The 26280-nt window shown below is 62.1% G+C and carries 25 protein-coding genes; 15 read left to right on the top strand and 10 right to left on the bottom strand.

The genetic code is table 11. The features are described from left to right. Positions 1 to 50 precede the first annotated feature (50 nt). The 3 genes from GO499_RS18675 (at position 51) to GO499_RS18665 (ending at position 3405) form a co-directional block, all read left to right on the top strand. Entirely contained in the window at positions 51 to 1319 is a 1269-nt protein-coding gene (locus GO499_RS18675) for a multidrug effflux MFS transporter (protein ID WP_284154815.1), read from the top strand. A 66-nt stretch (positions 1320 to 1385) separates the two neighbouring features. Continuing rightward, on the top strand, positions 1386 to 2345 hold the full coding sequence (locus tag GO499_RS18670) for an HpcH/HpaI aldolase/citrate lyase family protein (RefSeq protein ID WP_161863604.1): 960 nt from the start codon (positions 1386 to 1388) through the stop codon (positions 2343 to 2345). Positions 2346 to 2442: 97 nt separating this feature from the next. Further along, positions 2443 to 3405 carry an acetyl-CoA carboxylase carboxyltransferase subunit alpha gene (locus GO499_RS18665; RefSeq protein WP_161863603.1) on the top strand — a complete coding sequence of 321 codons (963 nt, stop codon included), beginning with the start codon at positions 2443 to 2445 and terminating at the stop codon, positions 3403 to 3405. A 2-nt stretch (positions 3406 to 3407) separates the two neighbouring features. Here the strand turns inward: GO499_RS18665 and GO499_RS18660 are convergent, their stop codons facing one another. Genes GO499_RS18660 through GO499_RS18650 form a run of 3 tightly spaced genes read right to left on the bottom strand, consistent with a single transcriptional unit; the run spans position 3408 to position 5708 of the window. Further along, positions 3408 to 4139 (bottom strand): lysophospholipid acyltransferase family protein, encoded by a 732-nt coding sequence (locus GO499_RS18660; protein WP_284154814.1) that lies wholly within the window; start codon positions 4137 to 4139, stop codon positions 3408 to 3410. Between the two features lie 10 nt (positions 4140 to 4149). After that, positions 4150 to 5034 (bottom strand): cell division protein FtsX, encoded by an 885-nt coding sequence (locus GO499_RS18655; RefSeq protein ID WP_161863602.1) that lies wholly within the window; start codon positions 5032 to 5034, stop codon positions 4150 to 4152. Next, positions 5031 to 5708: a cell division ATP-binding protein FtsE gene (locus GO499_RS18650; RefSeq protein WP_161863601.1), complete on the bottom strand. Its 678-nt coding sequence runs from the start codon at positions 5706 to 5708 to the stop codon at positions 5031 to 5033. The genes GO499_RS18655 and GO499_RS18650 overlap by 4 nt, the downstream gene beginning before the upstream one ends. Before the next feature lie 159 nt (positions 5709 to 5867). Between GO499_RS18650 and GO499_RS18645 the strand changes: the two genes are divergently transcribed. Next, on the top strand, positions 5868 to 6710 hold the full coding sequence (locus GO499_RS18645) for a zinc-ribbon domain-containing protein (RefSeq protein ID WP_161863600.1): 843 nt from the start codon (positions 5868 to 5870) through the stop codon (positions 6708 to 6710). A gap of 18 nt (positions 6711 to 6728) precedes the next feature. Here GO499_RS18645 and GO499_RS18640 read toward each other — a convergent pair whose 3' ends face one another. The 3 genes from GO499_RS18640 to GO499_RS18630 are packed head-to-tail and all read right to left on the bottom strand — an operon-like array spanning position 6729 to position 11025. Beyond that, the gene (locus tag GO499_RS18640) at positions 6729 to 9386 is read right to left on the bottom strand and encodes a TIGR02302 family protein (protein WP_161863599.1); all 2658 of its coding nucleotides are present in this window, start codon (positions 9384 to 9386) and stop codon (positions 6729 to 6731) included. 43 nt (positions 9387 to 9429) lie between these two features. Continuing rightward, on the bottom strand, positions 9430 to 10698 hold the full coding sequence (lysA, locus tag GO499_RS18635) for a diaminopimelate decarboxylase (protein WP_161863598.1): 1269 nt from the start codon (positions 10696 to 10698) through the stop codon (positions 9430 to 9432). Positions 10699 to 10704: 6 nt separating this feature from the next. Then, positions 10705 to 11025 carry a DUF2834 domain-containing protein gene (locus GO499_RS18630; protein WP_161863597.1) on the bottom strand — a complete coding sequence of 107 codons (321 nt, stop codon included), beginning with the start codon at positions 11023 to 11025 and terminating at the stop codon, positions 10705 to 10707. 323 nt (positions 11026 to 11348) lie between these two features. Here GO499_RS18630 and GO499_RS18625 point away from each other — a divergent pair, with 323 nt between their 5' ends. Together GO499_RS18625 and GO499_RS18620 are read left to right on the top strand one after the other, a co-directional pair. Next, positions 11349 to 11969 (top strand): Pr6Pr family membrane protein, encoded by a 621-nt coding sequence (locus GO499_RS18625; protein ID WP_161863596.1) that lies wholly within the window; start codon positions 11349 to 11351, stop codon positions 11967 to 11969. Further along, entirely contained in the window at positions 11969 to 15148 is a 3180-nt protein-coding gene (locus GO499_RS18620; protein WP_161863595.1) for a 4Fe-4S dicluster domain-containing protein, read from the top strand. The genes GO499_RS18625 and GO499_RS18620 overlap by 1 nt, the downstream gene beginning before the upstream one ends. Before the next feature lies 1 nt (position 15149). Here GO499_RS18620 and GO499_RS18615 read toward each other — a convergent pair whose 3' ends face one another. Continuing rightward, positions 15150 to 15548 carry a helix-turn-helix domain-containing protein gene (locus tag GO499_RS18615; RefSeq protein WP_161863594.1) on the bottom strand — a complete coding sequence of 133 codons (399 nt, stop codon included), beginning with the start codon at positions 15546 to 15548 and terminating at the stop codon, positions 15150 to 15152. 66 nt (positions 15549 to 15614) lie between these two features. Here GO499_RS18615 and GO499_RS18610 point away from each other — a divergent pair, with 66 nt between their 5' ends. The 3 genes from GO499_RS18610 to GO499_RS18600 all read left to right on the top strand — a co-directional run bounded on the left by GO499_RS18610 (position 15615) and on the right by GO499_RS18600 (position 18690). Then, positions 15615 to 16847 (top strand): MFS transporter, encoded by a 1233-nt coding sequence (locus GO499_RS18610; protein ID WP_284154813.1) that lies wholly within the window; start codon positions 15615 to 15617, stop codon positions 16845 to 16847. Positions 16848 to 16930: 83 nt separating this feature from the next. Further along, the gene (locus GO499_RS18605) at positions 16931 to 17542 is read left to right on the top strand and encodes a LysE family translocator (RefSeq protein ID WP_284154812.1); all 612 of its coding nucleotides are present in this window, start codon (positions 16931 to 16933) and stop codon (positions 17540 to 17542) included. Between the two features lie 293 nt (positions 17543 to 17835). Next, positions 17836 to 18690, top strand: coding sequence for a DUF4394 domain-containing protein (locus GO499_RS18600; RefSeq protein WP_161863593.1), 855 nt, complete (start codon positions 17836 to 17838; stop codon positions 18688 to 18690). 74 nt (positions 18691 to 18764) lie between these two features. On the opposite strand, the gene GO499_RS18595 is transcribed toward GO499_RS18600, so the two are convergent. Continuing rightward, on the bottom strand, positions 18765 to 19925 hold the full coding sequence (locus GO499_RS18595) for a mechanosensitive ion channel family protein (protein WP_161863592.1): 1161 nt from the start codon (positions 19923 to 19925) through the stop codon (positions 18765 to 18767). A gap of 251 nt (positions 19926 to 20176) precedes the next feature. On the opposite strand from GO499_RS18595, the gene GO499_RS18590 reads away from it, so the two are divergent. The 3 genes from GO499_RS18590 (at position 20177) to GO499_RS18580 (ending at position 21790) form a co-directional block, all read left to right on the top strand. Continuing rightward, positions 20177 to 20602, top strand: a complete 426-nt coding sequence (locus GO499_RS18590) for a PepSY domain-containing protein (RefSeq protein ID WP_161863591.1) — start codon at positions 20177 to 20179, stop codon at positions 20600 to 20602. A gap of 94 nt (positions 20603 to 20696) precedes the next feature. Beyond that, positions 20697 to 21212: a hypothetical protein gene (locus GO499_RS19810; protein ID WP_284154811.1), complete on the top strand. Its 516-nt coding sequence runs from the start codon at positions 20697 to 20699 to the stop codon at positions 21210 to 21212. Between the two features lie 20 nt (positions 21213 to 21232). Then, on the top strand, positions 21233 to 21790 hold the full coding sequence (locus GO499_RS18580) for a helix-turn-helix transcriptional regulator (protein ID WP_161863590.1): 558 nt from the start codon (positions 21233 to 21235) through the stop codon (positions 21788 to 21790). Positions 21791 to 21796: 6 nt separating this feature from the next. Here the strand turns inward: GO499_RS18580 and GO499_RS18575 are convergent, their stop codons facing one another. Then, the gene (locus tag GO499_RS18575; RefSeq protein ID WP_161863589.1) at positions 21797 to 22291 is read right to left on the bottom strand and encodes a P-loop nucleotide/nucleoside kinase family protein; all 495 of its coding nucleotides are present in this window, start codon (positions 22289 to 22291) and stop codon (positions 21797 to 21799) included. A gap of 151 nt (positions 22292 to 22442) precedes the next feature. After that, positions 22443 to 23825 carry an argininosuccinate lyase gene (gene argH, locus GO499_RS18570; protein ID WP_161863588.1) on the bottom strand — a complete coding sequence of 461 codons (1383 nt, stop codon included), beginning with the start codon at positions 23823 to 23825 and terminating at the stop codon, positions 22443 to 22445. Between the two features lie 24 nt (positions 23826 to 23849). Here argH and GO499_RS18565 point away from each other — a divergent pair, with 24 nt between their 5' ends. The 3 genes from GO499_RS18565 (at position 23850) to GO499_RS18555 (ending at position 26278) form a co-directional block, all read left to right on the top strand. Continuing rightward, positions 23850 to 24422 carry a TlpA family protein disulfide reductase gene (locus tag GO499_RS18565; protein ID WP_161863587.1) on the top strand — a complete coding sequence of 191 codons (573 nt, stop codon included), beginning with the start codon at positions 23850 to 23852 and terminating at the stop codon, positions 24420 to 24422. A 74-nt stretch (positions 24423 to 24496) separates the two neighbouring features. Then, on the top strand, positions 24497 to 25093 hold the full coding sequence (locus GO499_RS18560) for a DUF922 domain-containing protein (protein WP_161863586.1): 597 nt from the start codon (positions 24497 to 24499) through the stop codon (positions 25091 to 25093). A gap of 324 nt (positions 25094 to 25417) precedes the next feature. Then, complete coding sequence (locus tag GO499_RS18555) at positions 25418 to 26278, top strand: EAL domain-containing protein (RefSeq protein ID WP_161863585.1); 861 nt, start codon at positions 25418 to 25420, stop codon at positions 26276 to 26278. Positions 26279 to 26280: the final 2 nt, after the last annotated feature.

Genomic DNA, 26280 nt, shown 5'->3' with positions numbered 1-26280 from the left:
ACACCCACCTTTCTTGCCCGCGCATTCGCAGGCGTCAGCCAGAGACGACCATGACCGTTATGGATAGTCCTTCAGCGCCCGTCTCGGGCCGCTGGATGAACCGATCTTCGCCGCCACACATTACGACGCTTGTTCTTATTGCCGGACTTGCCGCTCTCAACATGAACATCATCCTGCCTTCGCTGCCCAGCATGGCAGTGTATTTCGAGGCTGACTATGCGCTGGTGGCACTGTCCATCTCCGCCTATCTCGGCGTCACCGGCGTTCTCCAGCTCTTTGTCGGCCCACTTTCGGACCGGTTCGGCCGCCGCCCGGTTATGCTCGTCAGCCTCATTGTTTTTGGCTTGGCCACCATTGGCACCCTCGCAGCCCAAACGATCACAACATTCCTGATCTTCCGGCTGGTCCAGGCCGCTATCGCCACCGGTCTCGTTCTGTCCCGTGCCGTTGTTAGGGACATTGTCGGTACCGACAGGGCCGCATCAATGATTGGCTGGGTGACAATGGGCATGTCTCTGGTGCCAATGGTCGGCCCGGTGCTGGGTGGTGCGCTGGACGAGATGTTCGGTTTTCACGCCAGCTTCGCGCTAACTCTGGCATTCGGCGTAATCGTCGGTCTGATTGTTTACTTCGACATGGGCGAGACCAACCATAACCGTTCGGCAAGCATCACCGCGCAGTTCCGGCAATATCCCGACCTCGTCACCTCGCTTCGTTTCTGGGGCTATACGCTGGTGGCCACTTTCGCTTCCGGAGCATTCTTCGCATTTCTCGGCGGCGGCCCGTACGTCGCCACAGAAGTGCTCCATATTTCCCCGGCCAGCCTCGGCCTGTATTTCGGAATAATTGCCTTCGGGTACATGATCGGCAATTTCCTGTCCGGCGTGTTCTCCGAGAAGGTAGGCGTCAATCGGATGATGTTGTCGGGCTCCATCATTGCCGTCGCCGGCATGAGCTTCTCCCTTTGTCTGTTTCTTGCGGGTGTCTTCCATCCGATTTCATTGTTCGGACCGATGCTTTTCGTTGGGCTTGGTAACGGCCTGACCTTGCCATCAGCCAATGCCGGCATGGTATCTGTCAGGCCTCATCTGGCAGGCTCAGCCTCCGGGCTCGGCGGTGCGGTCATGATTGGCGGCGGAGCAGGGCTTTCGGCCATCACCGGTGCCCTGCTTGGGCCGGACACAGGGCCCTATCCGTTGCTCTTCATGATGCTCGGCTCGTCATTCCTGTCCATGTTGGTCTCGGTATACGTTATCCACGTGGCCCGCATTCGCGCCGCAAGTGCGAATGCCACTTCGCAAGCGCAACACGAAACTTGACATCCGCACGAAATCTTGTGATCTAAATCATACATCAAACGCAATATCGTTTCACAGGAATCCCGCATGAGCTTCCGCTTGCAGCCACCGACTACGGCGCGCCCCAACCGCTGCCAGTTGTTCGGTCCCGGTTCACGCCCTGAAATATTCCCGAAGATGGCGGCCTCGAAAGCGGACGTGATCAACTTGGACCTAGAGGACAGCGTCGCACCAAAGGATAAACCTGCAGCCAGAGCAAACATCATTCAGGCCATACAGACTATCGACTGGGGTAATAAGACAGTTTCGGTTCGCATCAACGGCCTCGACACACCCTACTGGTACAAGGATGTCGTCGAACTCGTGGAGCAGGCGGGTGACAGACTGGACCAGATCATGATCCCGAAAGTGGGGTGCCCGGAAGATCTGTATGCCGTCGATGCACTCGTCACAGCAGCCGAGACGCACATTGGCAGAAGCAAATCACTGGACTTCGAGATCATCATAGAATCCGCTGCCGGCTTCGCCAATGTGAATGTCATCGCCGCCGCCACTCCAAGGCTCAAGGCCATGAGCCTCGGTGCTGCCGACTTCGCGGCATCCATGGGTATGGCGACCACCGGCATCGGGGGCACTCAGGACAACTACTACATGCTGTCGCCTGATGGCTCGCAGCATTACAGCGATCCCTGGCATGGCGTGACCGCTGCAATCGTTGCTGCTTGCCGCACACACGGCATCCTGCCGGTTGACGGCCCGTTTGGCGACTTCTCCGATGACGAAGGGTTTCGTGCGCAGGCGCGCCGCTCCGCCACATTGGGCATGGTTGGCAAGTGGGCGATTCATCCCAAGCAGATCGCACTCGCCAACGAGGTTTTTACGCCGTCAGACGCACAGGTTGCAGAGGCAAGAGAAATTCTTGCTGCGATGTCAGAAGCAGACAAGGCCGGACAAGGCGCTGCTGTCTACAAGGGCCGCTTGATCGACCTTGCTTCGATCCGGCAGGCCGAGGTCATCGTCAAACAGTCGGAACTTATCGGCGCCTGAGCCTCTGACAAACTCTGAAAGCAGCTGCAAATCTGCACCCTGGCGTTGCAAATGCCGCCTCATCCGGCCATATACAGCCAAAATCATGAGGGCCGGGATGCAGAACTACCTCGAATTTGAAAAGGGCTTGGCCGATATCGAAGGCAAGGCCGAAGAGCTTCGTGCAATAGGGCGGCAAAACGAAAAGGCGAATGTCGAGGATGAGGCCAAGGCCCTCGACATCAAGGCCGCTCAGATGCTTACCGAACTCTATTCCAATCTGACGCCCTGGCAGAAATGCCAGATCGCCCGTCATCCCGATCGTCCACACTGCAAGGATTACATCGACGCACTGTTCAGCGAATACACGCCGCTCGCCGGTGACAGGAACTTCGCGGAAGACGAGGCAATTATGGGTGGTTTGGCCCGTTTCGAGGATCAGCCGGTGGTCATTATTGGGCATGAGAAGGGACACGACACCAAAACCCGACTTGAGCGAAACTTCGGCATGGCCCGCCCCGAAGGTTACCGCAAGGCCGTTCGACTGATGGATCTGGCTGATCGCTTTGGTCTACCGGTCATCACGCTTGTGGACACGCCGGGCGCGTATCCGGGCAAGGGAGCGGAGGAACGGGGACAGGCCGAGGCCATTGCGCGCTCGACCGAGAAATGCCTCTCCATCGGCGTGCCTCTGGTTTCCGTAATCATCGGAGAAGGCGGATCCGGCGGCGCTGTAGCGTTTGCCACCGCTGACAGGCTGGCAATGCTGGAATATTCCATTTATTCCGTAATTTCACCGGAAGGATGTGCATCAATCCTCTGGAAAGATGCCGCGAAGATGCAGGAAGCAGCGGAAGCTCTGCGCCTCACGGCTGAGGACCTGCATTCGCTTGGCGTCGCTGACCGTCTGATCCCAGAACCGAAAGGCGGGGCCCAGCGGGACCCCGCAGGCGCCATAGCCTCCGTGGCCAGCGGAATATCCGAAATGCTGAAGGAACTTTCCGGTCAGGATTCGGCAGCGCTGATCAAGCAAAGGCGTCAGAAGTTTTTAGATATGGGCGCCAAGGCGCTCGCCGCCTGACCTCAATCGGCCGGCGCGACGGGAAACCCGGTTTCCTGCAACAACCGGTTGGATGCGGTTTCAATCCCAGTCTGCATGGTATCCATGAAATCATGCAGTTCCAGACCGACCGGGATGGTTTCCAGAAATTCGACCACCGCAACCCCGGGACGTCGGCGCCAGCCACGCCGCGGCCAAAAGGCGCCGACATTCGTGGCGACAAGGCAGCACTCTTGCCCGAGCCGGGTGTAGATCACACCTGCCCCAACCTTGTAGGCAGGCGGTGCGCCCGGCAGTGTCCGGGTCCCCTCCGGATATATGATCAGCTGCCCAGCCTCGCCCTTCTTTGATTCAACATCGCGGGTCATGGCGGAAACGGCCTTCCCCTTCTTGCCGCGCGAAACTGGTGTAGAGCCTATGCGCATGGTGTAGAAACCAAACACCGGAACCCAGCGCAATTCCTGCTTCATGATGAAACGCGCGCGCGGCACATTCAGAAACAAGACCATCACATCGAGAAATGACTGGTGTTTGGCCGCAATCATTACATTGCCCTGCGGTGGCGTGCCCCGAACCTCGACGCTCAACCCACAGAGGACGCGCAGCAGGAACAGCACTGTCCGCGCATACTGCCGCATCACCCAATAGGTGCCACCGCGCGAATAGAGCGCAATGGGCAAACCGAGAATACCGATGATCGGAACCAGTGCGAACATCAGGAAATCGAACAGAATGGAACGGAACAGCGTCATCATCCTGCCGCCCTCACATCAGTCGCGCCAGAATGCGCCGTGTCGCGAGCATTGTTGAAGCCAACGCGATCAATCCGGCAAAGAATGGGATCAGTATGAACAGGAGCCAGCCCCAGGGACCAGCCGGGCGCAACTCTGATAGGAAACTGCCATCTCCGCGTGTCAGGATCAGGAGCAACAGGATACCAATCACAGTACCACACGCCGCACCGGCGAAACCTCTCATGGTGAATCGGCGAACGAAAGCGCGTGCAATGAATTCGTCCTCGGCACCTATCAGACGTAAGGTCTCGATGACGCTGGCCTGGGCGACAAGGCTACTTGTGGACGCCAACGTGATAAGCGCGGCCACCACGCCGGCAGTCAGCACCAAAAGACCGAATGCAGCAGCACCCACTTTGCCCGCATCACGCGCAACCTGGGCCTGCCAGTCGCTGGCGTTGTGATACACTGCCGTCGGAACCTCCTCGCCTAGACGGAGCACCAGGCCCTGCCTGTCTAGATCCGATCCTTCGCGCAGCTCCACCAGACGCGGCAGCAGCAGGCCTTCAAGCGGGAAATCCTCACCGAACCATGGCGAGAGCAGTTCGCGCTGACGTGTTTCACTGACAACCTCGGGCTCGAGGACTCCCGGTGTGGTTTCCAGCACCGCCAGTACCCGTTCAACATCTGCGCTGTCACCCGAGGTCACCTCGATGCTGGCCACCCCGTCCAGTGCGTCCTCCCATCGGTCTGCCAATCGCGCGCTGGCGAGACTGGCAGCTATCGCAAAAACCGCCATAAATGCCATCGCCGCCGCCACAAAAATCGTTAGCCGCGCCGTGGCTCCGGTGGGCGGTACGATCTTGTCAGCGGCCGAAGGCCCTAGCGACCGTATCTTCAGAATGACGCCGCTCACAGTTCCGATCCCGCCTGTACAATTCGGCCTTGCGAAAGACGCAACACACGGGTTGGAACTTCCGATTTCGTCGCGCGGATCAGATCAAGGTCATGCGTGGCTACCAGAATTGTCCGTCCCATACGGTTCAATTCCACCAACAGGTCCAGGAGGCGCCGACCCATCTCCCTGTCCACGTTGCCCGTAGGTTCATCGGCGATGACAAGGTCCGGTGAAAGGATAACCGCGCGCGCCAGCGCCGCCCTCTGCATCTCTCCTCCCGACAGTTCCCGGGGACTCGAATGGGATCTTTCAATCAGCCCGACCCAAGTTAGAAGGTCGTCAACATTCTCCATCCTCTGTGCCGAGCGCCGCCCCGTTACGTCCAGCGGAAGCGCAACGTTTTCCCTGACAGAGAGATGATCCAAGAACCGGCAGACCTGAGGTATTACGCCGATCCTCTGGCGCATCCGCGCCGCCGCGTCACGTTCCAGACCCACGACGTCCTCGCCGAAAAGCGTTTGTATGCCCTCTTGAACCTGCAAATCGAGATAGCAGAGACGCAGAAATGTCGTTTTGCCTGAACCGGACGGTCCCGTCAGGAAATAAAAGCCGCCAGGCTCGAGATTTACTGAAAGATCTAAGAGGATTGGCCCCTGACCATAGTCGAATTTGGCTGCGTCGAATGCGATCACGGTCCATCTCCCTGTCACGCAGCATATGCCACGCACCACAATCCGTGCCAAGGGCAGAAGCAAGCAAGCTTGCAAGCCTCTGCAAGGTTGTTAAAACTGCGGTAACTCTTCCGCGCTGAACGGTTTTCGTATGTCGCGGCCGGTTTGAAGGAAACACCTATGCGGATTGTCTGCCCTAACTGTTCTGCCCAGTACGAGGTCGATGGAAGACTTTTCACCAGCGAAGGACGCGCGGTGCAATGTGCCCAGTGCAATACGCGCTGGACTCAGCAGAAGGTGGAAGACGAGCCGCTGGCTCTCGACAATCCTGTGGACACATCGCAAAGGCCTTCGCAATCCCTGCCGGACGACGAACGCGAAGCAATTCGCGCGGCGGTACAGGAAGAAGTGGCCATTCGCGACGCTGCCATCGGCACACCTGCAGACAAGGTGAAAGCAGAAATCGCCAGCCATCGCCGAACATTCAGCCAGGATGAAGAACCGCCCGCTCCGATCGCCGACGACGACTCCGAGGAAGACCTCATCAAGTCGCTGCGCGAACAGCTTTCCGAAGCGGACAGCGATTACGACGATGACGACACCTACACGCGGCGTCCGACCGGTCGGCGTGACCTTTCCCATGCCATCGACATGGCCGGCATTGACGTCGAAGACGATGAGGATGAACCGGTAAAGGCTCACCGTGGCAAAAGAGGCGCCGCAGTCAACCAGAGCGAACTGGCGGCCGCACTTCAGGAATACGAGCGGGAGCGCACTCCAACTGGAGGAGGCAGGTGGGGCTTCGTGACGGCTGTATTCCTGTTTCTCATCGCGTTCGGCATTTATTTCGCACGCGATGAGATCGGCGCATCATTCCCGGCAGCGCAACCTGCGTTGGCTCAGTACGAGGCCGGAGTCGACTCCGCACGAATTTGGGTTGCCGATACGTTTGGCGTTGTGAAGACCTTTGTTTCGGAACAACTCGCATCTTTCCAGGACGAAGCGGCAACGACCTCGGAATAAGTTTGCCTTTCAAGCATGTCAGAAGCGATCCAGCAGACGCCGCAGATAGTCCAGTTCCTGCTCCGGTCGCTCCCTTTCTGACGCCCGCCGCCTGATTTCGTCAAAAAGCTCCTGAGCGCGTTCCAGAGCATTGAGATCATCGAGCATCCGTCCCTCGTCTCGCAGCGTACCCGTTGCCGCATTCGGTCGGCCAAGTGGATCGCGATTGTCGCGTGCAAGGCCTTCGCCACTGTTCTGGCCCGACTGGCCCTGGTTTTGCTGGGCCTGTTGTTGCAGTTCTTCGCCCAATCCCCGCAAACCGTCGCGCAATGAATCGATCGCGTCGGCCTGTCTATCCAGTGCACCCGGCAGATCGCCCTCGTTCAGATTATCGCGGGCTTCACCCATGTTGCGTTCTGCATCTTCCAGCGAACGTCGTGCATTCTGCCCCTCTTCGGAACTCGGCCCAGGCAGGCGACCGCGAAGGTCGTCCAGCATACCGCGCAAGGCTTCCTGCCGACGCCCGAGTTCCTCGGCGCTCAACCCCTGCCCCTCGCCCTGTCTACCTTGACCCTGGCCCTGTCCGGGCTGATTATTTTGACCGAACTGGCTGCCGCCTTGTCCCTCTTGGCCGGGCTGTTGCCCCTGCTGTCCGTGTTGGCCCTGCTGACCTTGCTGTCCCTGCTGCCCTTGTTGGCCTTGCTGTCCCTGCTGCTGGAACTCGCGCTGAAGTTGCTGGAAACTGTCATCCGCAAGATCCTGTTGCTGACGCAAAGTGTCCTGCAACTCCTGCATCATTTGCTGGCCTTCGCCGCCCTGCTGGCCCTGGCCGTTCTGGCTCATCTGCATCTGCAGGTTTTCCAGAAGCTCTTGAAGTTGCTGGAGCAACGCCTCCGCCTGCTCCGTTTCGCCCTGTTCCGCAAGCTCCTGAATCCTGTCCATCAATTCCTGGATCTGATCCTGGGTGACTGTCATCTGTGATCCGGGCTGATTCTGCTGCGCCTGTTCGTTTCCGTTCTCCAGTGCCTCTTGGGCGAGTTGACGCAGGTAGTTCTCCGTCGCTTCGCGCAACTCCTGCATCAGTTCCGCAATTTCTTCCTCGGTTGCGCCGTTCTCCAGCGCATCCTGCAATCGCTCCTGTGCCCGGCGCAGCCGTTCCCTTGCATCGGAAAGTGATCCGTCCTCGACCAGCAGTGCGATCTGCCACAGAAGGGCTGCGATCTGGTCCCTGTCTTCAGACGAAAACCCATCTTCGCCGGCGTAACCCATCCGGTGAATCGCCATGCGCGTCATCATGTAAGCGGTGCGGTTGGTGAAGATGTCCTCGGGTGCATGCGTAATCACCCGCAGCATTTGCGTTACCCGGTCCGCGTTGTCGATGTTCCACAGAAGGTCGCGCCGTTGCTCCACTATGGATTGGGCAAGCGGGTCAAAAAAGCGACGCCCGGGGAGGATAGCACGTATTTCGTCGGACGAGCCTGTCTGATCGGCAGCATCGGTTGCGTGCAGCGTCAATCGGATCGGCAAATTGGCCCATGGGTGCTCCGCCAGATTTTCAATCAGGGTTTCCGAAATATCTCCGGCATCGCCTGACAGTGGCAGCGGTAGGTCGAGGAGGATATCGGGGCGGCTTTCAGGTTCAGGCGCAAGCCCGAAACGGCGGTCAATGTCCTCCAGATCGAGTGTGATTTTCGCTTCACCTGCAACGACACCATAGTCGTCTCTGGCCTCGTAACTCAATTCCATGGCACCGGCCACATTGCGCGTAAGCTCTTCCGCCATCGTGATAATTGGCGTTTCGTCCGGGATGTTTGTGATCGTCCACTGGCCCAGCATCTTACTGCCGGCTTTCAAGGAGTATTCGCCTGAACGAGTGACTACAAAGGTAGCACTTCCGATGCCTTCGGCGATGTCGGCCAATGAAGCGGCATTGTCGGAGACGGTTTCAGTCAGTGTGAACTCTTGCGCTTCGCCATACACCCGGACGGTGATTTCCGTACCTTCCGGCAGGTCGAGTTCCTGCGCCGTGGTTTCGTTGAAATAGATCGTCGGCTTGCCGGTATAGGCAGGCGGATTGGCCCACGCCTCAAAACTCGGACCGGCGGCCACGGTCTGTGTTGTGTCGGGTGTCAGAAGTTCCGTAAGGCCAATGCGCTCGGGCGTTCTGGCGAAGAATATCGCAGCGATGATCGCAACCAGTGCCGTGAGACGGAACGCCCAAGGATCGCGACCAGAAAGCCTGAGATCGGGGGCGGAGGCGCGGGCATTGCGAGCGGCGAGAGCCATGCGTTCAAGGTGCCGTGCCCAGATCGCCTGACTTTCGCTGTCATCCTTGCCGATGGACTGTTTGTCCGCGAGGGCCGCCAACGGACGGTTCGGCAGCGACCGATCAAGGCGTTCGCGAGCCTGTTCGAGTGTCGGCCAACTGAACTTTCGCACGCCGTCGAGCAGTGCCATGCCAACTAACAGCGCTGCGACAAGCAAGCCTACCAGCAGTCCGTTGGGCCCAACCGACTCTGCCGCACCGAACGCCCAGAACGCTATCGAAAACAACAGGATAGAAAACAAGGGCCAGAAGCACCGGACCAAAAGCTCCATGCTCATGGCGAGACGCGTACGTCGGATTTCGCGATTCAACAATGCCGTAGCCCGCGCTTCCTGCTGCGCGGGTGTCTCGGCGGATCGGGGTGCGTTCATATCCGGTCCTCTGCCGCGGATGCCGGGATGAAACGGGGGATTCCTAGCGCATCCATTCGGGTATGGTATCGCGGGAAATCATTTCGTCAAAGGTCGGACGTGCGCGAACCACAGCGAATTGATCACGATTTACCAGAACTTCAGGGATCAGTGGCCGGGAATTGTACTCCGACGACATGACGGCACCGTAAGCACCGGCAGAGCGGAAAGCGACGAGCTCTCCGGCGCCGATGGGTGGCATCAGCCGTTGTTTGGCGAAAGTGTCGCCACTTTCGCAGACCGGACCGACGAGATCCACCGGTGCCTGATCGGCGCCTGGCACTGGCTCTCGAACAGGGACAATATCGTGATGCGCGTCATACATGGACGGGCGAATGAGATCGTTCATCGCCGCATCGAGAATGAGGAAGTCTCGGCCCTCACCCTCTTTGCGGTAGATTACGGAAGTGACGAGAATCCCTGCATTTCCTGCGATGAGACGGCCCGGCTCGACCTCGATTTCGCAACCGAGGTGGCCGACCGTTTCGCTGATGACGCGGCCATAATCGAACGGCAGAGGCGGGGCTTCGTTGCTGCGTTCATAAGGGATGCCGAGGCCGCCACCAAGATCCAGCCGGGTGATCTCGTGACCGTCGGCACGCAGGATTTCGGTGAGCGCCGCGACCTTGAGGAAGGCATGCTTGTAAGGTTCCAGATCCGTAAGCTGGGAGCCGATGTGGACGTCTATGCCGACAACTTTCAGGCCGGGAAGCTGGCTCGCCTGGGCATAGGCCTCCCGCGCCTTTGAAATGGGGATACCGAACTTGTTCTCGGACTTGCCGGTGGCAATCTTGGCGTGGGTCTTGGCGTCCACGTCCGGGTTGACGCGGATTGTGATAGGAGCCGTGACGCCCAATTTTTGCGCGACTTTTGAGAGGGTTAGCATTTCCGGCTCGCTCTCGATATTGAACTGGCGAATGCCGCCGGTGAGTGCGAGTTCCATTTCCGCAACCGTTTTGCCAACGCCAGAGAAAACGATCTTTTCGCCGGGGATGCCGGCGGCGCGGGCGCGGTGGTATTCGCCGCCGGATACGACGTCCATTCCGGCGCCAAGATCGCCCAACAGTTTGATAACTGCCTGATTTGAATTGGCTTTCATTGCGTAGCAGATGAGGTGCGGCATGCCTTCCAGTGCGTCGCTGACAACCTGGTAGTGGCGGGTCAGCGTGGCGGTGGAATAGAGGTAGAATGGCGTGCCGACAGCGGCTGCGACCTCCGGTATGGAGACGTCTTCGGCGTGGAGGATGCCGTCGCGGTAGAGGAAGTGATCCATGAAAAGTCAGTCCAGTGAACGGGAGCGAAGGAGGAGGTAAAGCGGCAGACCGCAGCTTACGCCGATGCAGTAAGTGGCGGGAATGGCGATCAGCGGCAAGAAGTCCTTTCGGACACGACTCTCTACAATGATGAACAATGTCAAAGTGATAGCTGCTATCGTCAGGTCATAGGTCAGACCGGTTGTGGCAGGATTGGCGTGCCATGCGACAGTGATCATCTGCGTTAGCGACCAGCCGTTTTCCTGAAACCAGCGGATGAAATAGATCATCGGCAGGATGGTGCCGATGATGGTCAGAACCAGGTAGGCAATGCGGAGCGGCGACATCGGGGCGTTATTCCTGTGCAGCGTTCGGGAGCGTTTGGCCGCCGGGCACTATAGGGGTATTGCCGGGTTTCGCAATGCAGGGTGCGAAAGCTGGAAACCGTATGGATTTGGTATGGTTTTGGTATGGCAATTTTCCCGGATTCCGGCCCGGTTCGGACATTCGTGCCGGAAGGTAACGAAAACGATTACCTGAAAGGTAGTCGCATCATTACCGATGAATATGAAACCTGAATCGCGCCTATCAGAGCACGCCTGAACTCCGTGTGAGGCGCGTTGACAGTGGCGGCCGATCCGGCATGGTGAACGCTGGGAGGACGTGCTGAATGAAGTGGCAACGCATCGCTTTCGCGGTGGTCGGGCTGGCGGCGGCGGTGACGGTGCTGGTGCAATACGATATCAACGTCGAGAGGCGGGGCGGCTACTGGCCGGCGGCCGTCTCGTTCTTCGGGTACTTCACGATCTGGACCAACATCCTCGTCGCCTGTGTTTGCCTTTGGCTGGCACGGATGGGGGCGTGGCGGGATGTGCATGTCTCGCTGGCGAGTGCGACGACGATGTTCATCCTGTTCGTCGGGGGCGTCTATCACGCCCTGCTGGCCGCCGACCACAACCCGCGCGGATTGGCGGCCGTGACCAACCTGTTTCTGCATTACCTGATACCGGCCGGGATGTTGACGCTGTGGCTGGTGTTCGTGCCCAAGGGCCGGCTGGGATGGGGGGCGGCGTTGGCGTGGATCGTGTTTCCGGCAGTCTACCTCTGCTTTGCGCTGGTGCGGGGCGAGGTTATCGGGCGCTATCCCTATTTCTTCATCAACGTAGCCGACTACGGCTACCGTCAGGTCCTGATCAACGCCGCCGGCTTCACGGCGCTGCTGCTGGTGCTGGGGCTGGGCTTCGTGGTGGTCGACAGGCTTCTGGCGCGCGGCTCGCGGACGGTGGCCTGATGCGGCTGCTTTCAACCGCGCGGCGGCCCGTGCATCTGGGCCCCTATCCGCTGGAGACGCTGAAGCGGGTGGAGGCGGCGGATTTCACCGGCATTGCCCCCACGGAAGCGCTGGCCTTCGAACGGCTGGAGACGCCGCATTCGCTGGTCAACGCCATGGGCGAGTACCAGGCGATGATGGATACCATCCGTGGCGGCATGGTAAACCCGGTGCGATCGGAAGTGCCGTCGGACCCTGTGGAGCGGGCGGCGCATCTGAAGGCGTTCGGCTACTTTTCCGATGCGTCGATGATGGGGGTGTGCCGGTTGCCGGAGGGAGCCGCGCTGGCGAAACCACATCGCAACCCGGACATTGCACGGCTGGCGGAGGATCTGCGGACGCGGCAGACGAAGACGCTGGCTTCGGGCATCGACCTGATCATGGCCGATCTGCGGGATTCGGTTGCGGAGCCGCGCGAGGACATCACCGGACACGGCCATGCGTTGGTGATCCTCAACGAATATCTGCGTGATCCCACCGCGGATGAACCGGGGGCGGAGTGGATCAGCGAAGCGCAGGCGCATCGGGCCTGCCTGCGGGCGAGCGAGACGGCGGTGGTGCTGGCCAACTACCTGCGGGTGCTGGGCTTCGGGGCCGTGGCTCATACCGGCACAAGCGCGGATGTCTGCCTGAACCGGCTGGCGGTGGCTGCAGGCCTGGGCGTGGTGGAGGATGGCGCGGTTGTGGTGCCGTGGCTGGGGCGCAGGTTCGGGCTGGCGGTGGTGACGACGGAGTGCGAGGTCGCGCCGGATGCGCCGCTGGCACCGATGGCAGCACAGCCGCTGGGCAGCGTTGCGTGGCGGCTGGGACGTGCGGGCAAGGGGGCATTGAACCGCGACCCGTTCGCAAAGCGGCACTATGTGGACGGAGCGCATCCTTTCGAGACGCTGAAGCGGGTGGACCGGCCCACGACATACATAGACGAACCGAACGTGGCGCGGGTGCCGAAGCGCACCGACATGTTCGCGCGTGCCCAGTTCGGCGACATGGGGCCGGCGTTGCAGGCGGAGGCGGCGGGCGGCAAATACGCCCGCAAGGCAGCGCCATCTATGGCGCAGCGGCGGATGCTGGGGGCTTTCGTGCTGTTGCAGGACGGACCGGCAGAAGGCCCACCGCAGGCGACGGAGGCGGAGCGCAATGCCGCCAACGTGAAGGCTGCGGCGTATTTTCTCGGTGTCGATGCGGTTGGCATTTCGCGCTGCCCGGAATGGACATGGTACAGCCACGATGCCACCGGCGCGCCGATCGAGCCCAGCCACGATCAGGCAATTTCGATGATCGTGGATCAGGGCTACGAGACGATGGAAGGTGCCAGCGGCGATGACTGGATCAGCGTCGCGCAGTCGATGCGGGCATATCTGCGGTTCTCGCTGCTGGGAGGCGTGATAGCCAAGCAGATCCGGCGGATGGGGTACAGCGCCAAGGCCCATTCGGTGATGGATGGCGAGGTGTTGCAGCCGCCGCTGTTGCTGCTGGCGGGGCTGGGCGAGGTGAGCCGGATTGGCGAGGTGATCCTGAACCCGTTTCTCGGACCTCGGCTGAAATCCGGCGTGGTGACGACGGACATGCCGCTGGCGCATGACAGGCCGGTTGATTTCGGGCTGCAACGCTTTTGCGAGGCTTGCAACAAATGCGCCCGCGAATGCCCCTCTGGCGCCATCACCGCCGGGCCGAAGCTGATGTTCAACGGGTACGAGATCTGGAAATCCGACAGCCAGAAATGCGCGTCCTACCGGATCGGCACCGAGGGCGGAGCGATGTGCGGGCGTTGCATGAAGACCTGCCCGTGGAACCTGGAGGGACTGTTCGCCGAGGCGCCGTTCCGCTGGGCGGCGATGCACATGCCGGGGGCGGCGCCGGTGCTGGCGAAGCTCGACGACATGGCCGGACGCGGCGGGCTCAACCCGGTCAAGAAATGGTGGTGGGATCTGGCTTTGCAGGCGGATGGAAGCTACCGGCCGACAGATGCGCCGGTAAACGCGCGGGGGCTGCAGCGGGATCTTGACCTGAAATACGAGGACCAGACGCTTGCGGTCTACCCCGCGACGCTTGCCCCGCCGCCGTGGCCTTACCCGTTCCCCATGGACCGGGAGGCGGGGATCGAGGCGTATCAGGCGCTGATCACCGCCGAGGAATACCAGCGGCGGGCGGCGGCGGGCGAGGACGTGGCGCACCGCTACAACGTGCCCGGCGATGCGCCGGTGTTGCGGGTGGAGGTGGTAACGGCAGAACGGATGAGCGACGCCGTGACGAAGTACGAATTCGCGGCGCTGGATGGCAGCGCGTTGCCTGAGTGGACGGCGGGCGCGCATCTCGACATCGTCGTGGCGCCTGAATACTTGCGGCAATACTCGATGTCGGGCAATCCGGCGGACCGCAGCCGCTACCAGATCGGCGTGCTGCGCGAGGATGCCGGACGCGGCGGCTCGGCGCTGTTGCACCGGATTTTCACCGTGGGGCGGAAGGTTTTCATCTCGAAGCCGATCAACCATTTCGAATTGGTGGAGGATGCGGGGCGCACGTTCCTGATGGGCGGTGGGATCGGGGTGACGCCGATGATCGCGATGGCGCACCGGTTGCATGTGCTTGGACGGGAGTTCGCGCTGCATTACTCGGTGACAACGCGGGCGGCGGCGGGATATCTGGATGATCTTTCGGCGGTGCCCTGGGCGGAGCGGGTGCGGCTGCATGTCTCCGATGAGGGCAGCCGGGCCGATCTTGGTACCATTCTTGGCGATTACCGGCCGGGAGATCATGTCTATACCTGCGGGCCGGCGGCCTACATGGATGCTGTGATGGCGGCGGCTTCGGCGTTTCCGGAGGAGGCGCGGCACCTTGAGTATTTCACCGTGCCGGAGGTGCCCGAGCGGGAGAACCTGCCTTTCGTGCTGCGTCTGAAATCGGGACGCGAGCTTGAAGTGCCGGCAGAGAAGAGCGCCACGGACGTGCTGGCGGCGGCAGGTGTGGCGGTGGACGTGAAGTGCTCGGACGGGATTTGCGGGGTTTGCCGCTGCGGGCTGATCGCGGGCGACGTGGACCACCGGGATTTCGTGCTGTCGAAGGCGCAGCGGGCAACCTCCGTGATCCTCTGCCAGAGTCGGGCGGCCGCGGCGGGCGGGGTGATCGAGGTCGATCTCTGAGTCAGGCAGGCAGCAGCGTTCCGGCGCGGACCAGCCTGCGGAAGGTCGGACAGTCCATGTGGTTTTCGGCCGGGCAGTCTGCGACGTGGCGGATGGTATCACTCAGCGCCGTGAGTTCGGCGATCTGGCGATCGAGAGCGTCGGCGCGGGCGTGAAGCTCCGCCCGGCCAAGCGCGGGCCGACCCTCGGAGGCGAACATCGCCGCGATCTCTGACAGTGAGAACCCCGCCGATTTGCCCATGGCGATCAAACCGAGCCGGAGCAGCACATCGGGGAGGTACTGTCGCCGCAACCCGTGGCGGGCGGCGGAGGCAATGAGGCCGATCTCCTCGTAATAGCGGAGGGTGGAGACGGGCAGGCGCGCGGCGGTGGCGACCGCGCCGATATCGAGGAGTTTCATGCTTGACCTAAAGTTGACTTGAGGTGGCAGAGTGCGCCCGATCACTGATTCTGACAAGGGAGCACGATGATGAAGACGACGGAGACGCCAGCGCGGCACGGAGCTTTGGCCTGTGCCGCGCTGTGCATGTTACTGGCCTCGCTGGGCACCAGCATCGCCAACATCGCCCTGCCGGCGCTGACAATTGCCTTCGCCGCACCGCTGGCGTCGGTGCAATGGGTGGTGATTGCCTACCTTGCGGCAATGACGGCGACGGCGCTGCTGGCCGGGCGGTTGGGCGACAGGTTCGGCCACCGCAATATCCTGTTGGCAGGGCTGGCGCTGTTTCTGGTGGCATCGCTGGCCTGTGCGGCGGCGACGGAACTGTGGGCACTGGTGGCAGCGCGGACGGTTCAGGGTGCGGCGGCGGCCTGCCTGATGGTGCTGACGGTGGCAATGATGCGCAGCACGGTCGGGCCGCAGCGGGTGGGACGGGCCATGGGAATGCTGGGAACGATGGCGGCGGTGGGCACGGCGCTGGGGCCATCCCTTGGCGGGCTGCTGCTGGCGCTGCTGCCGTGGTGGTCAGTGTTCGCGGTGCTGGTGCCGCTGGCGGCGCTGGCCTTGCTGCTGGGCTGGCGGGTGTTGCCGAAGGGGGCGGAGGCAGTCGCAGGCACGGGCTTCGGCTGGGTATTGCTGCGGCAACGTCAATTCGTCCTGCGGCTGGTGGCCAACGCGGTGGTCGCGCTGGTGATGATGACGACGCTGATCGTCGGGCCGTTCTACCTGACTCTGGGGCTGGGGCTGAGCACGGCGGCCATGGGGGCGGTGATGTCCGTGGGGCCGGTGATCTCGATCCTGAGCGGCATCCCTTCGGGACGGCTGACCGATGCGATCGGGGCGGAGCGGGTGACGGGCCTTGGGTTGGTGGCGATGTGCGCGGGCGCCGGTGCGCTGGTGATGCTGCCGGGCGTGCTGGGGCTGACAGGCTACCTGCTGGCTATCGCCGTACTGACGCCGGGCTATCAGATGTTTCAGGCGGCCAATACCGCCGGGGCCATGGCGGCGTCACCAGCGGACCGGCGCGGCATGACGTCGGGGTTGCTGGGGCTGGCACGCAACATCGGCCTGATCGGCGGTGCTTCGGTGATGGGGGTGGTGTTCGCAACCGGGGTCGGAACGGACGAGCTTACGGAGGCGACTCCGGCGTCGATCGGCGCGGGACTGCAACTGGCGTTCGGCATATGCGCGGTGTTGCTGGCGATGGTGCTGGCGGTCGGGCGGATGAAACAGGAAGCCAGGGGCCAGGAAATTGGTTGAGACCGGGCTTGTTTTCGTGGTCGCCGTATGGATTGCTTGAGGTTCGACAGAAGTGTGGAGCGCCAGAGATCATCGAACCAGCCGTGTTGACGACCTATTTCCTGATCGTACTGGGCTTTGTGTTCATTCCGGGTCCGGCCACGCTGCTGACGGTGGCGCGGGCAACGACTTCGGGCACGAAAACGGGCATCGCCACAGGGGCCGGTATTACTGCGGGAGATTTTCTGCATACGATCATGGCGGTGGTCGGAATCTCGGCGGCCATCGCTGCTTCGGCGACGCTGTTCACGGTCATCAAGTATCTGGGGGCAGGCTACCTCGTCTATCTGGGTCTGAGGGCCATCCTGGAGCGAACGCCGCTGGATCCGGGGCGGGGCATGGTGCCGATCTCTGCCCGGCAGGCGTTCCGTCATGCGATAGTGGCCGAGGTGCTCAATCCGAAGACGGCCCTGTTCTTCCTTGCCTTTCTGCCGCAGTTCGTGGCGCCGGAGCGTGGTGCGGTGATGGTGCAACTTACCATCCTGGGCGGTGTGTTCGCACTGATCGGGTTTTTCAGCACAATCGTCTATTCGCTGGCAGCGGGCGGGTTGGGCAACTTCCTGCGGCGCAACCCCACGGTACTCAGGTGGCAGGGCAAGGTTGTCGGCGGGATCTATTGCGCGCTCGGGCTGCGTCTGGCGTTGCAGGAACGGTAGATCGGGCCGGCAATAGCCTCAAAATCCGGCGCGATGCGGCGGCAAACACAACCGCAATGCAATGCTCACGCCGTGATCACGAAAACGTATGCAGGCGTTTTTCGTGCGCCAAATTGGCCTGCAAGCATTTGATTTAATTGATCTAAGATTGACTTTGCTGCACTCGCCGCAAGTGGTGACCGCCCTGCACATCTTCTGGCTTCCGGAAACTTCATCGGCTGCGCATCCGTGTCTTATCCCGCAAGCCGGACGCAGCAAGTGGCCGGCGCGATAGACACACCGAGAGGAACACCATGAAATTCCGTACACTTACCGCAGCATCCGCCCTTGCCCTTTTCGCCGGTAGCGCGATGGCCGACGGACATGCCGGGAATGCCGGATACGCGCTGGCCGAAGACGGCGGCACGCTGGTCGTAATGTCCAACATTGCGGCACCGGGCGACGTGATGACCTACGACCTTTCCCAGAGCCTCGACGCCATTGCGTGGCGGCCGGTGACCGGCGAACTGCTGGGTTTCACCAACGGCATGATCTACTCCATCGACACCGCGACGGGTGAGCTGACCGACCTTGGCGCGACGTTCATGGACGATGCCAAGATCGCAGACGACGCTTACGTCGCCTTCGACTTCAACAACAAGATCGACGCTGTGCGGGCGGTTTCCTCCGCCGGTGACAACCTCGTCTACTTCCCGAACGGTTTTGGCGACGGTGACGAGAAGGCCGGTTCGGTGCGCCGATTCACCAGCCTTTCCTATGCCGAGGGCGATGCGAGCGAAGGCGCGGAGCCGCTGGTTTTCGCCAACGCCTACACCAACGCCATTGCCGGCAAGACGGCCGGCGGCACTTTCCAGTACGCGTTGGACGCACGTGCCAACGCACTGGTGAGCCTCGCCAACAACGAGGGCACGCTGGAAACCATCGGCCTGGTGACGATTGATGGTGAAGCTGCCGACATCACGCCGTGGGGCGGGTTCGACATCATTTCGCCGGCCGAGGGTGAGGATCAGGCTTACGCGATCCTGCAACTCGACGGCGCGGATACGGCCGGCCTTTATGCCATCGACCTGGAAACGGGCTCTGCGACGATGCTGAGCGATCTCGGCATGGGTGGTTTCAGCGGCTTCGCCGTGTCCATGGGCATGTGAAGCCACAGGGTATGTGACGAGTATTTCAGTGTGTCGGAAGGGGGAGCCTGCGGGCTCCCCTTTTTCGTGCGGGGTCAGCCCGGCTCTGCCAGTTCGGATGGGCGGGTGTCGGAGCCGTTCTTCAGCGTGCCCTTGCTGGCGACTTCCGCCTGCATGTTCATCTCGCCTCGGATGCGTGGCAGGGCGTGGGGGTGTTCGTCCTTCAGCCATGTCAGCATCGCTTCACGGATGTCGCAGCGCAGATCCCAGGCCCGTGGCGAGGTGCGGGCGCTCATCAGGGCGCGGACGGTGATGGTGTGGGTCTGCGATTCGGTGACCTGAAGGTTGGCGACGTCGCGGTCCCAGTGTTTGTGATCCTCCAGCAGTTCCGTCAGTTTTGCGCGCATCTCGGCGATGGGGGCTGTGTGGTCCAGCTCCCACGTTACCGTGCCGATGATGGCCGCGCTCTCCCGCGTCCAGTTCTGGAAGGGCTGTTCGATGAAGTAGGAGAGTGGCACGACCATCCGTCGCCAGTCCCAGATGCGGACGACGACGAAGGTGGAATAGATTTCCTCGATCCAGCCCCATTCGTCCTCGACGATCACCACATCACCCAGCCGGATCGGCTGGGTGATGGCGATTTGTACTCCGGCGATGAGGTTGGCCAGCACCGGCCGTGCGGCGAAGCCGACGACGAGACCGGCGGCGCCGGCGGAGGCGAAGAGCGACACACCGTATTTCTGCACGCCCTCAAAGGTGAGCAGGACGATGCCGGCCGTGACCATGCCGATGATGATGACGGCCGTACGGCGGAGCACGCGCATCTGGGTGATGTGCTTGCGGGCCATCAGGTTGTCGTCGATGTCCATGCGGTAGCGGCGGGTGGACCGCTCCGCGAAATAGTTGACCAGCACGATCAGCGTCCAGCCGATCAGGGTGATCAGCATCACGGAGGCCGCGTGGCGGATGCCGCCCTGCCAGTCGTTCGGCAGTTGCACGAGCGGGACTGTCAGGATCAGGGCCACGAGAACGAAGGCGAGGCGCGCGGGGCGGCGGGCCTTGTTGAGGAGGGAGGTCGTAAGCCCGAAGCGGGTTTCGATGCGGGCGAAGACGATCCTGTAGATCAAGGCGTGGAGCGCGATGGCCGTGACGATGGCTGCCAGGATGCCGGCCAGCGGAAGCACGAAATCAGGCAGGCGGGCAATTTCGTCCCGCAAACGCACGAAGAAATCGACCAGGGAATTGTCCGGTTCCATGGGTCCTCTCTTTCATTGATTGTCAATATCAACCGGTACCGCGCGCACCGGGTTCCGGTTCCGGTGCCGAATGCCGTGATTTTGTGCAGAAAAGACTCGCCACCGCGCCGTATACCTTCCGTTTATGCGCATGGCCCCCGGGTTTAGGCCCGCCCCTCTAAGCCCGGCGCCAGTATTCGCGCTTCGCCCGTTCATTCAGGCTTGCCCAGGTCGCCGCGCCCGGCGACCGCAGCAACGAACGGAGACCCGACATGACAACGAGACCGATCACCACACTCGCGACACTGGCACTGGCAGGCACCTTGCTTGGCGGCGGCGGCGCGGCGCTGGCACAGAGCAGCATCGATGCCGTGGTCCGCACGCTCGGCAACCAGGGTTACACCAACATCGAGATCAGCCGCCGGGACGGGACGGTGAAAGTAGAAGGCAAACGAGGCGGGCAGGAGCGCGAACTGGTCTATGACGCACGCGATGGTTCACTCCTGAAAGACGAGACGTACCCGCGCGGCGGGCGAGACGACGACCGTCGCGACGACAGGAGGGACGACCGGGACGACCGGGACGACGACGATGATGATCGCGACGACGATGATGACGACGATGACGATGACGATGACGATGACGATGACGATGACGATGACGATGACGATGACGATGACGATGACGATGACGATTGAACGAGTGACCGCAAGGGCCTGAGAGGCTAGGCTTGCGGCAACGGGCCGTGCGGATCACCGTCCGCGCGGCCCAGAGCGTGGCAATGGGCGATACATGAACATACCGAGTTTCCACAATTCAATCTGTCGCATCCTCGCGCGGCAGCTTTCCTGCGTCGTGCTTGTGGCCTGCCTGATCATGGCCACCTGCCACACGGCGGCCGCGCAGGGTTCCAGCGCAGAGAATCAGATCGTCACCCAACTGCGCGATCAGGGCTTCCGCATAGCCTCCGTCGAGCGCACCTTCCTCGGCCGGGTCCGCATCATCGCGACTTCGGGCCAGTACGATCGCGAAGTGGTGTTCGTGCCGAGCACGGGCGAGGTACTGCGCGATTTCTGGGAAGAGCGGGGGCGCGGCGGCGTGGTTCCCCGGCTGGCTTCTCCCGGTGGTGGCGGCGACGATGATCGTGGCCGCGGATCGGGCGGCGGAGGCGGCTACGGTGGCGGGGATGACGATGATGATCACGACGATGATGATGATCACGACGATGACGATGATGATGACGACGATGATGACGATGATGACGATGACGATGACGATGACGATGACGATGACGATGACGATGATTGATCATCCGGAGGTCCGGGAGAATGGCGGCTAACAAGAAATTGCCGCCGGCGCTGCTGTGGATCGTTCTCGGCCTTCAGGTGCTCTGCACCGGTTTCTTCCTGTGGGACATGCTGGCCTCCACCGTCGGGCTCGGCTCCCAGCCCCTGCCCTGGCGTGTGCACGAATTCTTCCAGCTCGCAGCCGGTCTCGGGCTTCTGCTCGGCGTCATGGCCGGGGCCGTGATGCTGCGGATGGTGCTGGCCCGCAACCGCCGGGTTGAGGATCAGCTTCGCGCCGCCTCGGGTGCCTTCGCCGACCTCATGGAAGAACGCTTTGCCGAATGGGGGCTCACCGCGGCAGAGCGTGACGTGGCCATCTTCACGATGAAGGGTTTCAGCAACGGCGAGATCGCGGCCTTGCGCGAAACCCGCGAAGGCACCGTGAAGGCACAATGCACAGCGATCTACCGCAAGGCCGGGGTCCATGGCCGCGCGCAACTCATCTCGCTGTTCATAGAGGATCTGATGGCGGCGCCGGGAGCGGCGCCGCAAGAGCCGGCAGAGCCGGAAACCACGCTCAGGGCGGCCAGCAACGTCTGAACCGCATTACGCGGTGTCCGTGTAAACCCTCACGTTGAACCCTTCATCGGCAGACGGTGGCCTGTAGTGCGCCGAAAGCCTCCGGAATTGCGCTTCAGTCGCCGCGAAGGGGTGCTCTCCCGCAGCGTTGCGTGCCCGCAACCGCTCCAGGCAGCTCTCATCAGGAAGGTCGAGTACATGCAGCACATGCGCGGCATGCGTGCGGTCGAGAATGCCGCGCATCCATTCCCGCGTCTCGATCGTGTTGGCCGGGAAGTCCAGAACCACGCTCAGGCCCTGCCCCAGCAACGTGGCGACATGGGGCGCCATGATCTCGCGAAGCTTCGCAGAGCAGCGCACGTAATCGGACAGCGTACTCATCTCGTCGCCAAACAGTGTGGCGAGCCAAGCATCCTCGGCGATGCATACCGTTCGCGGCGCATCGGCCAGCCGCCCGGCCAGCGTCGATTTGCCGGACGCGGGCTTGCCACACAGCATGTGAAGGGTCGGTTCGGTCGGCATCGTCGGTATCAGACTTGGAGCGGGGATCGCATCGGAAACAGTCAGTGAGCGGACAAGGCCGCGGGCGGCGGCCCATCTGCCCGCGTCACCGGCAGGGGATCACCCTTGATACCGCAGCCGGCAAGCAGGGTGCAGAGGACAAGCGCGCGGATCACAGCTTGGCCCGCCAGCGGGCGATCTGGGTGTGGACCTGACCCGGCGCGGTGCCGCCGTAGCTGGTGCGGCTGGCGACGGAGGCCTGCGGGGTAAGGACGGAGAAAACATCCTGCGTGATGTCCGCATTCACCTCCTGCATTTCCGCCAGCGACAGGTCCGCGAGGTCGGCATCCTTGTCCTCAGCCTTTTTTACCAGCGCCCCGGTGACGTGGTGCGCCTCCCGGAACGGCAGGTTGAGGGTGCGTACCAGCCAGTCGGCGAGGTCGGTCGCCGTGGCGAAGCCGGCGCCGGCGGCCTCTGCCAGCACCTTTGCGTTCGGCTTCAGATCCCCCATCATCCCTTCCATCGCCGCCAGAGCCAGCATCAGGGAATCCGCCGCGTCAAAGACCTTTTCCTTATCTTCCTGCATGTCCTTGGAGTAGGTCAGCGGCAGGCCCTTCATCACCGTCAGCAGTCCGACCTGGGCACCGAGGATGCGGCCAATCTTGGCGCGGATCAGTTCAGCGGCGTCGGGGTTCTTCTTCTGCGGCATGATCGAGGAACCGGTCGAGAACCGGTCCGACAGCGCGACGAAGCGGAATTGTGCGGACGACCAGATCACCAGTTCCTCCGCCAGACGCGACAGGTGCATGGCGCAGATCGTTGCCGACGAGAGGTATTCGAGCGCGAAATCGCGATCCGACACGGCGTCGAGCGAATTGGCCATCGGGCGATCAAAGCCCAGCGCCTTCGCCGTCATCTCCCTGTCGATCGGGAAGCTGGTGCCTGCCAGCGCGGCCGCACCGAGCGGGCTTTCATTCATGCGGGTGCGGGCATCCTGAAACCGGGCGCGATCCCGCCCCAGCATCTCCACGTAGGCCATCATGTGGTGGCCCCATGTGACCGGCTGGGCGGATTGCAGGTGGGTGAAACCGGGCATCACCATGTCGGCCCCCCGCTCCGCCTGACCGAGCAGCGCGGCGATCAGGGCGGTGATACCGGAGATGGCGGCATCGCACTGGTCCCGCACCCAGAGGCGGAAATCGACCGCGACCTGATCGTTGCGGGAACGGGCGGTGTGGAGGCGACCGGCGGGCGTACCGATGAGATCCTTCAGCCGCGCCTCCACGTTCATGTGAATATCCTCGAGCGCGGTGGAGAAGTTGAAATCTCCGGCCTCGATTTCTGACAACACCGTGAGCAGGCCTTCCCGGATGGCCTCCGCATCGCTATCGGTGATGATGTCACAGGCCGCCAGCATCGCGGCGTGGGCGCGGCTGCCTTCGATATCCTGGGCAGCGAGGCGCTGGTCGAACCCGATGGAGGCGTTGATCGCCTCCATGATGGCGTCCGGTCCGGCGGCGAAGCGTCCGCCCCACATCTTGTTGCTGTCGGTCATCTTTGGTCCTTGAAGGAGGCTCTGGTGAGAATTCTGGCAGGTGTTTCGATTGCGGTTCTATACGTGGCCACGAGCCTCGGTGCAAATGCCCTTGCCGGGGAATTGCAGGACGATATCACCGCCCTGCGCGAAGGCCCGATGCGCAAGCTGGTGGTGCATGACACACCGAAACCCACGAAGGATGTGAGATTCGGGCGCAAGGATGGCGGGACCGAGCAGCTTTCCGACACCAACGGCAAGGTGCGGGTGCTCAACTTCTGGGCCACGTGGTGTGCGCCGTGCCGGAAGGAGAAGCCTTCGCTTGCCGCGCTGGAGACAGCGATGGGTGGCGCGGATTTCGAGGTGGTGGCGCTGGCCACGGGCCGGAATTCACCGGAAGGCATTGCGCGTTTCAACGCCGAGTACGGCACGGGTGCGCTGGCAACACGGCTGGACCCGAAGGGCGAGGTGGCGCGGGCCTACTCCGTGCTGGGACTGCCGGTTTCCGTGATCCTCGACCGTGACGGCCGCGAGATCGCGCGACTTCAGGGCGGAGCCGACTGGGAGAGCGAGAGCGCCCGGGCGATCATCGACCGCCTGCTGGCTGCCGACGGCTGACGCCCTTTCTCTTTGACGCCACGCTCCAGCGGGCTAAACTGTGATGGTATTCAGAAGGATAGGACCTGACCATCATGGCTTACCGCGCCGCATTACTGGCCGCCTCGCTCGCCTTTCCCGCTGGCATGGCGCTGGCTCAGATTTCCATTCCCGAACCGCCGCCGGAACCGGAGGTGGTCGATCCGGAGGTGGCTGCAGAGGAACTTGCCAAGACAGTCGCCGAACTGCCGCCGGTGGATGAGAGCGTCGGCACCAGCTATTATCTCGTACAGGGCAGTACACTGGAAGGTCTTGAGGAAGCGATGCGGGCCAAGGGGCCGGACGCGCTGGCCGGACAGGGGATCTGGAACGTCAGTTACGGGCTGGAACCCTGCACGGTATCGCTCTCCGCTACGATTTCCATGCCCAAACTCATCGGCAAGTCCGCGTTCACGGACGAGGACATGATCGTCTGGGAGGAGATGCTGACGGCGCTGGAGGCCTATCAGCAGGAACATGTCGCCATCGGGCGGGAAGCGGCCACCGAGGTGCGAAGCCTCAACTGCACCACCGAGGAGGAAGGCGGCATCGAGGCAGTAATCGCCAAGTACCGGGAGAAATCGGCGGCGATGGACGAAAGCACCGAGAACGGTGCCAAATCAGGGGTGCGGCTGACCACACCCGAGGCCTGACACGTTTCTTGCCGAACTGTTCGCGATGCAGAAGACCGCCCGGCGCTGCGCCGGGCGACGTCCATGGATTGCCCCTGGCGCGACCCGCCGCTGCCCAAAACAGCCACTTGATTCGCACCACCCCCGCAGTTTTGGGGGAGGTCTGCGCGGCGGCTTGCCGATAAGCGGGAGCCGGGATGCGCAGGTATTGAGGTGCGGCTGTGCGTGTTCACCCATATATGGTGAATAGGAACAAATTTAGAACAAAAGGGAAAGATTTACGAACGCTTAACCGTATTCCCCAAGGCTCGAGAACAGGAATTCTTGTCCAGGAAAGTCGTAACAATGGAAACGCCGAACCGCCGCAAGGAAAGATGGAAGCCCGTCGCCAGCTGTCTGCCGCAGATGGCGCAAGTCTCCGGAAAAATGGACACCGAGGTCTGCGCCTTCGTGCGACACGCGTTGCGGGACGGCAGGGTTCGGCTGGCCTATCAACCGGTTGTTTCCAGCCGCGCGAACAGGCGGGTGGCGTTTCACGAAGCGCTTGTGCGACTGACGACGGAGAGCGGTACGGAAGTGCCGCCGGGGGCGTTTTTGCAGGCGATCGTCGGAACCGGACTGGCGGCAGAGATGGACCGGGCGGTACTGCGGCGCGTGCTGGCGGAACTTGAGTTTGACCCGGCGCTGCGCCTGTCTGTCAATATCCATCCCGAAACCATTTGCGATGAGGGCTGGCGCGGCATTCTGCGCCATGCCGTTGCCCTGCGGCCGGAACTCGGCTTTCGGCTGATCGTCGAGGTCAGCGAGGAGACTTCGCTGACAAACAACCCACAAGCGGTGGATTTCCTCGGCTTTCTGGCGCAGCGGGGCGTCAGCCTGGCGCTGGATGACTTCGGCGCGGGTGCCACCAGCCTGCGGGACCTGCGTGTCTTCCGCTTCGACTTTCTGAAGATCGACGGCAGCCTTTGCCGGGGGCTGGCAGACGATGACGGCCTGCAATGCATGGTTGCGGCCATCGTCGACATTGCCCGCCATCATGATCTCGTCACCGTTGCGGAATTCATCAGCAGGGAGGCGGATGCCGAAATGGCAGCACGACTTGGCGTCGACTGCCTGCAAGGTGCATGTTTCGGATTGTCGGTATCCCTTTCGAAGGAGATGGGCCAGACCGGCACCGGGAAGGGCCAGGAACAGCGGCACGCCTGAGA

It is taken from the genome of Algicella marina, assembly GCF_009931615.1.
Classification (GTDB): Bacteria; Pseudomonadota; Alphaproteobacteria; order Rhodobacterales; family Rhodobacteraceae; genus Algicella; species Algicella marina.
Note: the sequence above shows the minus strand (reverse complement) of the source record. Positions and strands in the feature narration are given on the sequence as shown.

Bases quoted from the DNA above. Each gene is read 5' to 3' on its own strand.
- GO499_RS18595 (WP_161863592.1), bottom strand. From the start codon at position 19,925: ATGGAACCGGACAATTCCCTGGTCGATTTCTTCGTGCGTTTGCGGGAC.
- GO499_RS18600 (WP_161863593.1), top strand. From the start codon at position 17,836: ATGAAATTCCGTACACTTACCGCAGCATCCGCCCTTGCCCTTTTCGCC.
- GO499_RS18640 (WP_161863599.1), bottom strand. From the start codon at position 9,386: ATGAACGCACCCCGATCCGCCGAGACACCCGCGCAGCAGGAAGCGCGG.
- GO499_RS18555 (WP_161863585.1), top strand. From the start codon at position 25,418: ATGGAAACGCCGAACCGCCGCAAGGAAAGATGGAAGCCCGTCGCCAGC.
- GO499_RS18665 (WP_161863603.1), top strand. From the start codon at position 2,443: ATGCAGAACTACCTCGAATTTGAAAAGGGCTTGGCCGATATCGAAGGC.
- argH (WP_161863588.1), bottom strand. From the start codon at position 23,825: ATGACCGACAGCAACAAGATGTGGGGCGGACGCTTCGCCGCCGGACCG.
- GO499_RS18630 (WP_161863597.1), bottom strand. From the start codon at position 11,025: ATGTCGCCGCTCCGCATTGCCTACCTGGTTCTGACCATCATCGGCACC.
- lysA (WP_161863598.1), bottom strand. From the start codon at position 10,698: ATGGATCACTTCCTCTACCGCGACGGCATCCTCCACGCCGAAGACGTC.
- GO499_RS18620 (WP_161863595.1), top strand. From the start codon at position 11,969: ATGCGGCTGCTTTCAACCGCGCGGCGGCCCGTGCATCTGGGCCCCTAT.
- GO499_RS18660 (WP_284154814.1), bottom strand. From the start codon at position 4,139: ATGATGACGCTGTTCCGTTCCATTCTGTTCGATTTCCTGATGTTCGCA.
- GO499_RS18670 (WP_161863604.1), top strand. From the start codon at position 1,386: ATGAGCTTCCGCTTGCAGCCACCGACTACGGCGCGCCCCAACCGCTGC.
- GO499_RS18615 (WP_161863594.1), bottom strand. From the start codon at position 15,548: ATGAAACTCCTCGATATCGGCGCGGTCGCCACCGCCGCGCGCCTGCCC.
- GO499_RS18625 (WP_161863596.1), top strand. From the start codon at position 11,349: ATGAAGTGGCAACGCATCGCTTTCGCGGTGGTCGGGCTGGCGGCGGCG.
- GO499_RS18575 (WP_161863589.1), bottom strand. From the start codon at position 22,291: ATGCCGACCGAACCGACCCTTCACATGCTGTGTGGCAAGCCCGCGTCC.
- GO499_RS18580 (WP_161863590.1), top strand. From the start codon at position 21,233: ATGGCGGCTAACAAGAAATTGCCGCCGGCGCTGCTGTGGATCGTTCTC.
- GO499_RS18645 (WP_161863600.1), top strand. From the start codon at position 5,868: ATGCGGATTGTCTGCCCTAACTGTTCTGCCCAGTACGAGGTCGATGGA.
- GO499_RS18675 (WP_284154815.1), top strand. From the start codon at position 51: ATGACCGTTATGGATAGTCCTTCAGCGCCCGTCTCGGGCCGCTGGATG.
- GO499_RS18590 (WP_161863591.1), top strand. From the start codon at position 20,177: ATGACAACGAGACCGATCACCACACTCGCGACACTGGCACTGGCAGGC.
- GO499_RS18560 (WP_161863586.1), top strand. From the start codon at position 24,497: ATGGCTTACCGCGCCGCATTACTGGCCGCCTCGCTCGCCTTTCCCGCT.
- GO499_RS18610 (WP_284154813.1), top strand. From the start codon at position 15,615: ATGATGAAGACGACGGAGACGCCAGCGCGGCACGGAGCTTTGGCCTGT.
- GO499_RS19810 (WP_284154811.1), top strand. From the start codon at position 20,697: ATGAACATACCGAGTTTCCACAATTCAATCTGTCGCATCCTCGCGCGG.